General features: G+C 72.7%; 12 protein-coding genes. 3 read left to right on the top strand and 9 right to left on the bottom strand.

Annotated features, from left to right (window positions below; translation table 11 throughout):
* Positions 1-174: 174 nt before the first annotated feature.
* Genes AC067M_RS35335 through AC067M_RS35315 form a run of 5 tightly spaced genes read right to left on the bottom strand, consistent with a single transcriptional unit; the run spans position 175 to position 5634 of the window.
* Positions 175-972, bottom strand: a complete 798-nt coding sequence (locus AC067M_RS35335; RefSeq protein WP_133933347.1) for a type III pantothenate kinase — start codon at positions 970-972, stop codon at positions 175-177.
* Positions 973-987: 15 nt separating this feature from the next.
* Complete coding sequence (gene nadC, locus AC067M_RS35330) at positions 988-1974, bottom strand: carboxylating nicotinate-nucleotide diphosphorylase (RefSeq protein WP_478701125.1); 987 nt, start codon at positions 1972-1974, stop codon at positions 988-990.
* Between the two features lie 5 nt (positions 1975-1979).
* Positions 1980-3719, bottom strand: a complete 1740-nt coding sequence (locus AC067M_RS35325; protein WP_478701124.1) for an L-aspartate oxidase — start codon at positions 3717-3719, stop codon at positions 1980-1982.
* Positions 3716-4708, bottom strand: coding sequence for a pantoate--beta-alanine ligase (panC, locus tag AC067M_RS35320; RefSeq protein WP_478701123.1), 993 nt, complete (start codon positions 4706-4708; stop codon positions 3716-3718). The genes AC067M_RS35325 and panC overlap by 4 nt, the downstream gene beginning before the upstream one ends.
* Positions 4705-5634, bottom strand: a complete 930-nt coding sequence (locus AC067M_RS35315) for a Rossmann-like and DUF2520 domain-containing protein (protein WP_478701122.1) — start codon at positions 5632-5634, stop codon at positions 4705-4707. Before AC067M_RS35315 ends, panC begins: the two co-directional genes overlap by 4 nt.
* Before the next feature lie 199 nt (positions 5635-5833).
* Here AC067M_RS35315 and AC067M_RS35310 point away from each other — a divergent pair, with 199 nt between their 5' ends.
* The gene (locus AC067M_RS35310) at positions 5834-7105 is read left to right on the top strand and encodes a threonine aldolase family protein (protein ID WP_478701121.1); all 1272 of its coding nucleotides are present in this window, start codon (positions 5834-5836) and stop codon (positions 7103-7105) included.
* A 43-nt stretch (positions 7106-7148) separates the two neighbouring features.
* Here the strand turns inward: AC067M_RS35310 and AC067M_RS35305 are convergent, their stop codons facing one another.
* Positions 7149-7364, bottom strand: coding sequence for a hypothetical protein (locus AC067M_RS35305; RefSeq protein WP_478701120.1), 216 nt, complete (start codon positions 7362-7364; stop codon positions 7149-7151).
* Between the two features lie 150 nt (positions 7365-7514).
* On the opposite strand from AC067M_RS35305, the gene AC067M_RS35300 reads away from it, so the two are divergent.
* Positions 7515-8621 (top strand): DUF5937 family protein, encoded by a 1107-nt coding sequence (locus AC067M_RS35300; RefSeq protein WP_478701119.1) that lies wholly within the window; start codon positions 7515-7517, stop codon positions 8619-8621.
* A gap of 19 nt (positions 8622-8640) precedes the next feature.
* On the opposite strand, the gene AC067M_RS35295 is transcribed toward AC067M_RS35300, so the two are convergent.
* On the bottom strand, positions 8641-9309 hold the full coding sequence (locus AC067M_RS35295; RefSeq protein ID WP_478701118.1) for a response regulator transcription factor: 669 nt from the start codon (positions 9307-9309) through the stop codon (positions 8641-8643).
* A gap of 74 nt (positions 9310-9383) precedes the next feature.
* On the bottom strand, positions 9384-10586 hold the full coding sequence (locus tag AC067M_RS35290) for a sensor histidine kinase (RefSeq protein ID WP_478701117.1): 1203 nt from the start codon (positions 10584-10586) through the stop codon (positions 9384-9386).
* Positions 10587-10704: 118 nt separating this feature from the next.
* On the opposite strand from AC067M_RS35290, the gene AC067M_RS35285 reads away from it, so the two are divergent.
* Entirely contained in the window at positions 10705-11703 is a 999-nt protein-coding gene (locus tag AC067M_RS35285) for an SAM-dependent methyltransferase (protein ID WP_478701116.1), read from the top strand.
* Between the two features lie 8 nt (positions 11704-11711).
* On the opposite strand, the gene AC067M_RS35280 is transcribed toward AC067M_RS35285, so the two are convergent.
* On the bottom strand, positions 11712-12863 hold the full coding sequence (locus AC067M_RS35280) for an NADH-quinone oxidoreductase subunit D (protein ID WP_478701115.1): 1152 nt from the start codon (positions 12861-12863) through the stop codon (positions 11712-11714).

Raw genomic sequence — 12863 nt, 5'->3', positions numbered from 1 at the left:
TTGGGGGAGGAAGGTCTGCCCCCCCCTTTGGGTCTTCCTTTTTTTTTTGCGAGAGGGTCCCCCGCATGACGGGGAGGGGGGGGGGGGGGGGGCGCCCCCCCCCCCCCCCCCCCCCCCCCCCCCCCCCCCCACCACGTGGCCCTCCGCCGGCCAAGCCCTGGCGGCCCTGCCCCCTCAGAGCCGCGACACGTTCCGCTCGTACACCAGTCTCAGCCCGATCAACGTCAGCCAGGGCTCGTGCTCGTCGATCACCGACGACTCGCCGAGGACCATCGGCGCGAGCCCGCCCGTCGCGATCACCGTCACGTCGTCGGGATCGTCCGCCAGCTCGCGCGCCATCCGGCTCACGACCCCGTCGACCTGACCGGCGAACCCGTACACGATCCCCGCCTGCATCGCCTCGACCGTGTTCTTGCCGATCACGCTCCGCGGCCGGGCCACCTCGATCTTCCGCAGCTGCGCGGCCTTGACGCCCAGTGCTTCCACCGAGATCTCGATACCGGGCGCGATGACCCCGCCGACGTACTCCCCGCGCGCGCTGACCGCGTCGAACGTCGTCGCCGTCCCGAAGTCCACGACGACCGCGGGACCGCCGTACAACTCGATCGCCGCCACCGCGTTGATGATGCGGTCGGCGCCGACCTCCTTGGGGTTGTCGAAGAGGATCGGCACCCCCGTCTTCACCCCGGGCTCCACGAGCACCGCGGGGACGTCGCCGTAGTAGCGCCGGGTCACCTCCCGCAGCTCGTGCAGCACGGACGGCACGGTCGCGCAGATCGCGATCCCGTCGATGCCGTCCCCCAGCTCCTCTCCGAGGAGCGGGTGCATGCCCATGAGCCCCTGGAGCAGCACCGCCAGCTCGTCGGCCGTACGGCGCGCGTCCGTCGAGATCCGCCAGTGCTCGACGATGTCCTCACCGTCGAACAGGCCGAGCACGGTGTGGGTGTTCCCCACGTCGATCGTCAGCAGCATGGCCGGCTCCCGCTCCTACTCGGCCGCTCGGAGATCCAGGCCGATGTCGAGGATCGGCGAGGAGTGGGTGAGGGCCCCCACGGCCAGGAAGTCGACGCCGGTGGCCGCGTACGCCTTGGCGTTCTCCAGTGTCAGCCGGCCCGACGCCTCCAGCAGCGCCCGCCCGCCGACGACGGCCACCGCCTCCTCGCACTCCAGCGGAGTGAAGTTGTCCAGGAGGATCAAGTCGGCGCCCGCGTCCACGACCTCGCGCAGCTGGTGCAGGGTGTCGACCTCGACCTCGATCGGCACGTCCGGGAAGGTCTCCCGTACGGCCCTGAAGGCCTGGGCGACGCCGCCCGCGGCGACCACGTGGTTGTCCTTGACGAGGGCCGCGTCCGAGAGGGACATGCGGTGGTTGACGCCGCCGCCGCAGCGGACGGCGAACTTCTCCAGGGCGCGCAGGCCCGGCGTCGTCTTGCGGGTGTCGCGCACGCGGGCCTTCGTGCCGTCCAGGGCGTCCGCCCACGCGCGCGTGGCGGTGGCGATGCCGGACAGACGGCACATCAGGTTGAGGGCGCTGCGCTCGGCGGTCAGCAGGTCACGCGTGCGCGTGGTGACGGACAGGAGCTTCTGCCCGGCCTCCACCCGGTCGCCGTCGTCGACGTGCCGCTCGACCTCGAACTCGTCGGAGCAGACCACGGAGATCACCGCTTCGGCGACCCTGAGACCCGCCACGACCCCCGCCTCGCGCGCGGTGAAGTCGGCGGTGGCCACGGCGTCCTCGGGGATGGTCGCGACCGTCGTCACGTCCACACCGTGGTCGAGGTCCTCCTGGATGGCGACGTTGGCGATGTCCTCGACCTCGACGGGGTCGAGTCCGGCGTCGGCCAGGAGCTGCGCGAGCGCGGGGTCGAGCCCGCACTCCACGTATTCGGCGTAGCCCTCGTCGGTTTCGGCACCGCAGGCACAGCCGTCGCCGCAGCCGCCGCTCTGGGCGAGGGGAAGGTCGGGGGTGGTCACTTCTGTCACTGCTCCTGGGGACGCTGAGCCGGCTGCTGCCGGGTCGGGGGGAAGTCTGCGCTATCGGTGGTCTGTACGGCGAGTGTGCGGTCCGGATTCAGCCGTACGACGATGTGGCGGCGCCATGCCGAGTCGTCGCGGTCGGCGTGGTCCTCGCGCCAGTGGCAGCCGCGGGTCTCCTCGCGCTGCCGGGCTGCGGCGACCAGGACGCGGGCCACGCACAGGAGGTTGGTGGACTCCCAGGTGTCGACGCCGGGCTCGGAGGTCTTGCCGTTCTCGGCGAGCGCGTCGCGGGCCTCGGTGTGCAGCCGCTGGAGCTGGTCGGCGGCCTTGGCGAGGGAGTCGGCGGAGCGCAGGACGCCCGCGCCCTCCGTCATGATCCGCTGGATCGCGAACCGGGCCTCCGCACCCAGCAGGGGGTGCGCGGGCTGCTCTGGGGTCGGAACGGGTGCGGGCACGCGCGCGTGGAGTCCGTTCTCCGACCGGCCGTCCGCGAGGTCGGCGGCGATGTCGGCGGCGATGCGCTCGGCGTAGACCAGGCCCTCCAGGAGGGAGTTGGACGCGAGCCGGTTGGCGCCGTGCACGCCGGTGCAGGCGACCTCGCCGCACGCGTACAGGCCGGGCACGGTCGTACGGCCGTGGGCGTCGGTGCGGACGCCTCCGGAGGCGTAGTGGGCGGCCGGGGCGATCGGGATGGGCTCGTGGACGGGGTCGATGCCGTGGGCGCGACAGGCGGCGAGGATCGTCGGGAAGCGGTGCTCCCACATGTGGGAGCCGAAGTGCCGGGCGTCGAGGAACATGTGCTCGGCGTCCTGCTCCTGCATGCGGCGCGTGATGCCCTTGGCGACGATGTCCCGCGGGGCGAGTTCGGCGAGCTCGTGCTGCCCCACCATGAAGCGCACCCCGTCGGCGTCGACCAGGTGGGCGCCCTCGCCGCGTACCGCCTCGGATACGAGGGGCTGCTGGCCCTCGGCGTCCGCGCCGAGGAAGAGCACGGTGGGGTGGAACTGGACGAACTCCAGGTCGCTGACCTCCGCGCCGGCGCGCAGCGCGAGGGCCACGCCGTCGCCCGTGGAGACGGACGGGTTGGTGGTCGCGGAGAACACCTGGCCCATGCCGCCGGTCGCCAGGACCACGGCGGGCGCGTGCACGGCGCCCACGCCGTCGTGCTGGCCCTCACCCATGACGTGCAGGGTCACGCCGGCCGTGCGGCCGTCGGCGTCCGTGAGGAGGTCCAGTACGAGCGCGTTCTCGATGGTGCGCAGGCCACGCGCCCGTACCGCCTCCACGAGGGCCCGGGAGATCTCCGCGCCGGTCGCGTCACCGCCGGCGTGGGCGATGCGGCGGCGGTGGTGGCCGCCCTCGCGGGTGAGTTCCAGTCCTCCTTCGGAGGACTCGTCGAAGTGGGCGCCGGTCGCGATCAGCCGCCGTACCGCGTCGGGGCCCTCGGTGACGAGGAGCCGTACCGCGTCCTCGTCGCACAGGCCCGCGCCCGCCACCAGGGTGTCGTCGAGGTGCTGTTCGGGGGTGTCGCCCTCGCCGAGGGCCGCTGCGATGCCGCCCTGCGCCCAGCGCGTGGAGCCGTCGTCGAGACGGGCCTTGGTGACGACGACGGTGTTCAGGCCCGCCGCCTCGCAGCGCAGGGCCGCGGTCAGGCCGGCGACGCCGGAGCCGACGACCACCACGTCCGCGGAGATCGACCACCCGGGGGCGGGCGCGTGCAGTCGTATGCCTGTGCTGGTCACGAGGCGGCTCCGAAGGTCAGCGGGATGTTGTCGATCAGCCGGGTCGTCCCGACCCGGGCGGCGACGGCGAGAACGGCCTCGCCGGTGAAGTCGTCCCCGATCTCGGTGAAGTCGGACGGGTCGACCAGGGCCAGATAGTCCAGGACGAGCGGCGGGGAGAGCCGGAGTGCCTCGTCGAGGATCAGGCGGGCGGCCGCGCGGACAGCCGCCGGGCCGCCGGGGGCGGCCTTGGCGACGGCGTGGGCGTCGGCCGCCGCGCGGGACTCCCCCAGGGCGCTGAGCGCCTCGGCACGCGCGTGCGTGGCGGGCACTTCGCGGGCCCGCGCGCGCAGCGCCTCCTGGGCGGCGTGCCGGTCGCGGCCCGCGAAGAGCGCACCGGACAGGGCGAGCGCCGTGTGCCGCTCCGCGGGCGAGAGATAGCGGTTACGGCTGGACAGGGCCAGGCCGTCGTCCTCCCGCACGGTCGGCACGCCGACGATCTCCACGCCGAAGTTGAGGTCGCGGACCATGCGACGGATCAGCGCGAGCTGCTGGGCGTCCTTCTGCCCGAACAGGGCGACGTCGGGACGGGTGAGGTGCATCAGCTTGGCGACGACGGTGAGCATGCCGTCGAAGTGCCCGGGCCGCGAGGCGCCCTCCAGGCGCTCCCCCATGGGACCCGCGCTGATGCGGACCTGGGGCTCGCCACCCGGGTAGACCTCGTCGACCGAGGGCGCGAACACGGCGTCCGCGCCCGCCTGTTCGGCGATCTTGACGTCGGCGTCCAGGGTGCGCGGGTAACGGTCCAGGTCCTCGCCCTTGCCGAACTGCAGCGGGTTGACGAAGACGGTGACGACGACCTCGCCGTCCGGACCTGCGATCTCCCGTGCGGTACGGACGAGGGTGGCGTGGCCCTCGTGCAGGGCGCCCATCGTCATCACCACGGCACGGCGGCCGCCTCGCACGCGTGCGTGCAGCTCGTCGGCGGTGCTCAGCAGGGTCGTGGTCATCCGGCTTCTCCCTCGGCGCCGTCGGTCCCGTTGGCGAGTACCCCGAGGAGGTCCTCGGCGAGCTCGGGCTTCAGCAGCCCGTGGGCGAGCGCCCGGTCGGCCGTCGCGCGGGCCATCGCCAGATAGCCGGCGACGGCCTGCGGGGCGTGCTTGCGCAGTTCGGAGACGTGCGCGGCGACGGTGCCGGCGTCCCCGCGCGCGACGGGGCCGGTGAGGGCCGCGTCGCCGGAGCGCAGCGCGTTGTCGAGCGCGGCGCCGAGCAGCGGGCCGAGCATCCGGTCGGGGGCCGCGACGCCGGCCGCGCGCAGCAGCTCCATGGACTGGGCGACCAGCGTCACCAGGTGGTTGGCTCCCAGCGCCAGCGCCGCGTGGTAGAGCGGGCGGCTCTCCTCGGCGATCCACTCCGGTTCGCCGCCCATCTCGATCACGAGGGCCTCGGCGGCCAGGCGCAGTTCGTCGGGCGCGGTCACGCCGAAGGAGCATCCGGCCAGGCGCTGGACGTCCACCGGGGTGCCGGTGAAGGTCATCGCCGGATGCAGGGCCAGCGGCAGCGCGCCCGCGCGCAGGGCGGGGTCCAAGACCTTGGCGCCGTACCGCCCGGAGGTGTGCACGAGCAGCTGTCCCGGCCGCACGGCTCCGGTCTCGGCGAGGCCGGTGACCAGGTCGGGCAGGGCGTCGTCGGGAACCGTCAGCAGCACCAGCTCGGCGCGCTGGAGGACCTCGGCGGGCGGCACGACCGCCACGTCGGGGAGCAGCTCGGCGGCGCGCCTTCTGGAGGCGTCGGAGACCGCGGAGACGGCGACCGGGCGGTGTCCGGCGAGCTGGAGCGCCGCGGCGAGCGCGGGGCCCACGCGGCCGGCGCCGACGACGCCGACGGTGAGCCGCGCGGGGCGGTCCCTGGGGTCTGGCTGTTGGACTGTACTCACGCGACGGCGGCCTTCCCGTTCCAGTCCGCTTTGGGTACCGGACGATTTCTCGTCATGTTAACGCGATCGGTTCGAAGGGCCGATCGGTTGTCCACAGGCTGTGGGTAGTTCCACATGGCGCGGGTGCCTGGGTGAGGGGTGGGGAAACCGGCGGAAATACGGGTGCCCGCTGTCCGGGAGGCGCGGCATGATCCCGGGCATGAGCGATACGGCGGACCAACGCGCGCGGGCGACGGAGCAGGTGGCGGGCGGGACGGAGCAGCCCTCGGAGGAGGAGTGGCGCACGCGGCACCGGGAGCGGCGCATCAGCGCCCACCAGCGCTCGAAGCGCGCACTCTCGCGCGCCGGTTTTCTCGGCACGCTCCGTGAACGCCTGGCGCTGCTGGACCACGCCCCCGACGTCTACGACCTCGACGAACGGTCCGACATCTACGGCAACGGCGTCGTCGAGGCCCTGGAGGAGAAGGTCGCGGGGCTGCTCGGCAAGGAGGCCGCCGCGTTCTTCCCGACGGGCACGATGGCCCAGCAGATCGCCCTGCGCTGCTGGGCGGGCCGCACCGGGAACCCGACCGTCGCCCTGCACCCGCTCGGCCACCCGGAGCTGTACGAGCGCCACGCCTTCAGCCAGGTCAGCGGACTGCGTCCGGTCCACATCGGCGGCGAGCACCGACAGCCCACCGCCGACGAGGTGCGTGACTTCGACGAGCCGTTCGGCGCGCTGATGCTGGAACTGCCCCTCAGGGACGCCGGTTTCGTACTGCCCACCTGGGAGGAACTCACCGAGGTGGTGGCGGCGGCGCACGAGCGTGACGCCGTCGTGCACTTCGACGGCGCACGCCTGTGGGAGTCGACCGTCCACTTCGGCCGCCCCCTGGAGGAGATCGCGGATCTGGCCGACAGCCTCTACGTGTCGTTCTACAAGTCCCTCAACGGCTTCGGCGGCGCCGCCCTCGCCGGCCCGAAAACGCTGGTGGAGGAGGCGCGGGCGTGGCGACACCGGTACGGCGGCATGGTGTTCCAGCAGTTCCCCACCGCGCTGGCGGCGCTCATCGGCCTGGAGCGTGAACTGCCCCGGCTGCCCGACTACGTGCGCCACACGCGCGTGGTGGCCGCCGCGCTGCGTGAGGGCTTCGCGGCGGCCGGGCTGCCCTGGTCGCGCGTGCACCCGGCCGAGCCGCACACGTTCGAGTTCCAGGTCTGGCTGCCGTACGACGCCCGCACCGTCTCCGAGGCGGCGATCAGGACGGCCGAGGAGACGGGGACCACGCTCTTCGGAAACGCCTGGAACGAGAGACTCCCCGGCATGTCCTGGACGGAGGTCGGCGTCCGCTCCCCCGGCCTGGAGTGGACGGCCGAGGACGTGAAGGCGACGGTCGCGGAGTTCGTCGCCCGGCTGACCGAGGAGGTCGGCCGGGAGAGCGCGGCCGGGGATGTGAGCCGGCAGCGCACGGCCGAGGAGTCCAGCCGGTAGCGCACGGCCGGGGAATCCGGCCGGCAGCGCACGGCCGAGGACCTCAGCCGCCGGAGCGAGCCCGCGGCCGCAGCCACCGGCCGAGAGCCCGCCGTATCCGGCCGTGGGCCGGGCGTCCCGCGACGACCGCGCGGAACTGACGGTGATGGCGCAGCTCGCGCACGACCTGCCAGTCGTGGGTGCCGGGCGCCGGCGGCGCGGGCTCGCCGAGCTGCTGGGCTCGGTAGGTGTCGAGGAGGTACTGCTGAGTGATGGTCATGGCGGATCGCCTTCTCGGGACGGGGTGATCGGGCTCCGCGGCTGCCCCGGTGGTCCCACAGTGCGCCGGTACGGCGGTGCACGTCGCGCCGATTGACGGCGGCCGTCAATCGAGGCCGGCGCTGTCAGTGGCGGGGTGCACCATGAGGGCATGAGCGTGGACATCGACATCGCGGGGCTGCGACCGGAGAGAGTGGCCGTCGTGCCCTCACCCCTGGCGGAGCTCGGCATGGCGCTGCACGCATTGGCCGAACCGGGTCACCATCCCGGTCTGCAGGGCTGGGTGACGAGCGAGACCGCCGGTCTCGACCCGCACCTGGCGGACCGCATGTGCGAGGCGGACTTCCTGTGGCGGACGACGTTCTCGGACCTGTTCATCCCGTGCGCCGGCATTCCCGGCAGGAGGACACTCCCGGGTGCCACCCTGGCCGAGGAGCTGGACCTGCTCGACAAGCTGACGGACGAACAGTTCGTGGACGCGGCGCTGGAGTTCACCTGCGCCCTGCCGTACCACTCCCACGAGCCCGGCGCGCTCTCCGACGAGGACGTGCGGCGGCGGGCCCTGGAGCTGGCCGCGTCACGCGGGCCACGTCAGGTGCGGTTCAGCGAACGCCTGCTGAACGACCCGCCCCGGATCCGGTCCTGGCTGCGGCAGTTCCTGGAGGACTGCGACCAGGCGTTCTTCGCTCAGACGTGGTCCCGGCTGCGCCACCAGCTCGCGGCGGACGCCCGCCACAAGACCGACCTGCTCCGACGCAAGGGCCTGGGCGAGGCGCTGGCCTCGGTGTCCCCGGCCGTGACCCTCCACGAGGCCGCCGCGCGGATCTCCGTCGACAAGCTGGCCAGCGGCCACACCGCCACCGGGGACGACGGCCTCCTGCTCGTCCCGACGAGCCTGGGCTGGCCCCACCTGAGCGTCCTGTACCGGTACGGCTGGCAGCCGGTACTGCACTACCCCGTCGGGTCGCCGGAGCTCGTGGCGCCGCCGTCGGTCGAGCAGCTCGCCCTGCGGATGACCGCCCTGTCCCACCCCGTCCGCATGCGCATCTGCCGCAATCTGGCCCGCAGCGCGTACACCACCAGCGAGCTGGCCCGGGTGCACGGCATGAGCGCCCCCGAGATATCCCGTCACCTGAGCGTCCTGAAGAAGGCGGGCCTGGTCACCACCCGCAGGCGCGGGCGGTACGTCCTGCACCAGCTGGACGTCACGGTGGTGGCCCGGCTGGGCAGCGACTTCCTGGAGGGGGTCCTCAGGTAGGGCACCGGCCCGTGGGGCGTCAGCCGTGGTTACCGGCCCGTACGATTCCGGTCTCGTACGCCAGGACGACCACCTGCACCCGGTCCCGCAGCCCCAGCTTGGTCAGGATGCGGCCCACGTGGGTCTTCACGGTCGCCTCGGACAGCACGAGACGGGCCGCGATCTCGCCGTTGGACAGGCCCTGGGCGACCAGCACCATGACCTCGCGCTCGCGGTCGGTGAGCCGCTCCAGCTCCTTGTGCTGGGGCCCCCCGGTGGTGGGCAGCATCGGCGCGAACCGGTCGAGGAGACGGCGCGTGGTGGACGGGGCGACCACGGCGTCGCCGCTGTGGACGGAGCGGATGGCGGCGAGGAGTTCGCCGGGCGGCACGTCCTTCAGCATGAAGCCGGAGGCGCCCGCCTTGAGCCCGGAGAAGGCGTACTCGTCGAGGTCGAAGGTGGTCAGGATCAGCACCTTCGGCGGCTCGGGATCCGAACAGATCCGGCGGGTCGTCTCCACGCCGTCGAGCTTCGGCATGCGTACGTCCATCAGCACGACGTCGACGGCGGTCGAGCGCAGCACCTGGAGGGCCTCGACGCCGTCACCCGCCTCGGCGACGACCTCCATGTCCGGCTGGGCGGCAAGCACCATCCGGAACCCGGTGCGCAGCAGCACCTGGTCGTCGACGAGCATCACGCGGATCGTCATCGGGTCCTCTTCCGTTTCGTCAGCAGCGGTCTTGCGGGGACGTGACAGGTGCCAGCAGGGGGCGTGCGTCGGTGTCAGTGCGCCGGTTTGAGGGGGAGCAGGGCGCTGATGCGGAATCCTCCGCCCGGACGCGGGCCCGCGTCCAGGGTGCCGCCGACCATGCCGACCCGTTCCCGCATGCCGATCAGGCCGTGGCCCTGGCCGTCGGCGCCGCCTTCCTCGTACAGCTCGTGCGGGGCGCCCTTGCCGTCGTCCTCGACGAGCAGGCCGAGGCCGTCGTCGAAATAGACCAGGCGCACGCTCGCACCCGCGTTCGGCCCGCCGTGCTTGCGCGTGTTGGTGAGCGCCTCCTGCACGATGCGGTACGCGGTGAGTTCGACGCCGCTGGGCAGCGGGCGCGGGGTGCCCTCGATCTTGAAGTCGACGGGGAGGCCGGAGGTGCGGCACTGCTCGACCAGGTCGTCTATCTGCTCGACGTCGGGCTGCGGAACGTACTCGCCGCCCTCCTCGTGTTCGCCGGTGCGCAGCACGCCCAGCAGGCGGCGCATCTCGGCGAGGGCCTGGCGGCCGGTGGAGGAGATCGTCTCCAGGGCCTTCTTCGCCTGGTCGGGCGCGGCGTCGAGGACGTAGGCGGCACCGTCGGCCTGCACGACCATCACCGAGACGTTGTGCGCGACGACGTCGTGCAGCTCCCGCGCGATCCGGGCGCGCTCGGCGGCGACCGCGACCTTCGCCTGCGCCTCGCGCTCCTTCTCGAGCCGGGCGTTGCGTTCTTCCAGCTGTGCGAAGTAGGCGCGGCGCGTGCGGATCGAGTCGCCGAGCACCCAGGCGAGGGCGAAGGGCACGGTCAGGAAGACCACGGCCGCGAGGCTGGCCAGGCCGCTGCTCTCCTCGTTCGGCCAGCGCAGATGCGCCAGGGCAGCCGCGCCCAGGCTCATGGCCAGCGCGAGCCGGGAGGCCCAGCGGGCGCCGGTCGCGGCCACCGTGTAGACGATCACCAGCATGGCGAAGTCGGCCGGCCCCGTCCGGACGTCCAGCGCCAGTTGCGCCGCTCCGACCGCGATCGTCAGCAGCAGCATCTGCTCCGGCATGCGCCTGCGCAGCGCGATCACCAGGCACAACAGGAGGACGACCGGCACGGTCGCCACCGGGGAGTCGTTGCCGACGGCCTCCTGGTGGGCGACCTCGCGGACCAGCGAGATCCCGAGCAGGAAGACGGCCCAGAAGCTGTCGACCCAGGTCGGGTGCCGTCGGAGGAAGTCGTAGAGGCGCTGCACGTAACCCAGCGTAGGGAAGCCTGGTGAGTGCGGGGGTCAGCCGGAGGACCGATCCGTATCGGGCGCGCGTACTCCGCAAGGTGGAGTTTTGTTGATTGCGTGCCCTTAGCCTTGCCCGGTGAGCGCAGGGACGACCGGTGAGTGGCGTGGGTGGCGGGCGGCGACGCAGGCCGCTCTGTACGGGCCGGGCGGCTTCTACCGCGGGCCGGAGGGACCGGCCGGGCACTTCCGTACGTCGGTGCACGCGTCCCCGCTGTTCGCGCGGGCCGTGGCCCGGCTGCTGGGCCGGGTGGACGACGCCCTCGGCCGGCCCGCGACGCTCGACTTCGTCGACATGGCCGCCGGTCGGGGCGAGTTGGTCACCGGGGTCCTCGCCGCGCTGCCCGCCGGTCTGGCCGCCCGCACGCGCGCGTACGCCGTCGAGATCGCCGACCGTCCCGAGGGCCTGGATCACCGGATCGAGTGGCTGGCCGAGCCCCCGCGCGGGATCACGGGGCTGCTGTTCGCCAACGAGTGGCTGGACAACGTGCCGGTGGAGGTCGCCGAGGTGGACTCCGCCGGCGTGGCGCGCCGGGTGCTCGTACGCGAGGACGGCGACGAGCGGCTCGGGGAGCCGGTCCGCGACGCCGAGGCGCGCTGGCTGGAGCGGTGGTGGCCGTTGCCGCCCGAGGTGGGGCTGCGGGCCGAGATCGGCCTGCCCAGGGACGAGGCGTGGGCCTCGGCGGTCGCGGCCGTCGACCGGGGGCTGACCGTCGCCGTCGACTACGCGCACACGGCCGCGACACGGCCTGCGTTCGGGACGCTCACCGGCTACCGGGAGGGCCACGAGACGACACCCGTGCCGGACGGGTCGTGCGACATCACGGCGCACGTCGCGCTGGACGCGTGCGCGCTCCCCGGCGCACGCCTGTTCCCGCAACGTGAGGCGCTGCGCGCCCTGGGTGTCTCCGGCGCACGCCCCCCGCTCGCGCTCGCCTCAACCGACCCGACGGCCTACGTACGCGCCCTCGCGAGCGCAGGAGAGGCCGCCGAGCTCACCGCGGCGGGCGGACTGGGCGACTTCGGGTGGCTGCTCCAGCCGGTTGGAATTGCGGACCCACTCGCCGCGGCGACCTGACCGGGCCCTTACTTGTCGATGTCCCCGACCACGAAGAACATCGACCCCAGGATCGCCACCATGTCCGCGACGAGTGTGCCGGGCAGCAGCTCCGTGAGGACCTGGATGTTGTTGTACGAGGCCGACCGCAGCTTCAGCCGGTAAGGGGTCTTCTCACCCTTGCTGACCAGGTAGTAGCCGTTGATGCCGAGCGGGTTCTCGGTCCACGCGTACGTGTGCCCCTCGGGCGCCTTGAGGACCTTCGGAAGCCGCTGGTTGATCGGCCCGGGCGGCAGCTCGGCAAGCCGGTCGAGGCAGGCGTCGGCGAGGTCGAGGGCGTTGTGGGTCTGCTCCAGCAGCACCTCGAAGCGGGCCAGGCAGTCGCCCTCGGTCTTGGTGACCACCTTCAGGGTGTCCTGGAGTTCCGCGTAGGCGAGGTACGGCTCGTCGCGGCGCAGGTCGAAGTCGACGCCCGAGGCCCGCGCGATGGGACCGCTCACGCCGTACGCGTGCACAGCCTGTGGCGTGAGGGTGCCCACGTCCCGCGTACGGCCCCGGAAGATCTCGTTGCCGAGCACGAGGTCGTCGAAGACGTCCATGCGGGAGCGCACGGCGGCGACGGCGCCGCGCGCGCGTGAGGCCCATCCGGACGGCAGGTCCTCCTTGAGGCCGCCGACGCGGTTGAACATGTAGTGCATCCGTCCGCCGGAGACCTCCTCCATGACGTTCTGGAGCACCTCGCGCTCACGGAACGCGTAGAAGACCGGCGTGATGCCGCCGAGCTCCAGCGGATACGACCCCAGGAACATCAGATGGTTCAGCACCCGGTTCAGCTCCGCCAGGAGCGTGCGCGTCCACACCGCGCGCGGGGGGACCTCCATGCCGAGCATGCGCTCCACGCCGAGGACCACGCCCAGCTCGTTCGAGAAGGCCGACAGCCAGTCGTGGCGGTTGGCGAGCATGATGATCTGCCGGTAGTCGCGCGCCTCGAAGAGCTTCTCCGCACCGCGGTGCATGTAGCCGATCACCGGCTCCGCGTGCATGATGCGCTCGCCGTCCAGCACGAGCCGCAGCCGCAGCACACCGTGCGTGGACGGATGCTGGGGCCCGATGTTGAGCACCATGTCGGTGCTCTCCGCGGCACCGCCGATCCCGACCGTGGTCTCCGTCGTAGGAGTCAT

This window comes from Streptomyces sp. NPDC043427 (assembly GCF_056436655.1).
The sequence above is the reverse complement of the archived record's forward strand: the minus strand, read 5'-3'. Positions and strand labels throughout refer to the sequence as shown.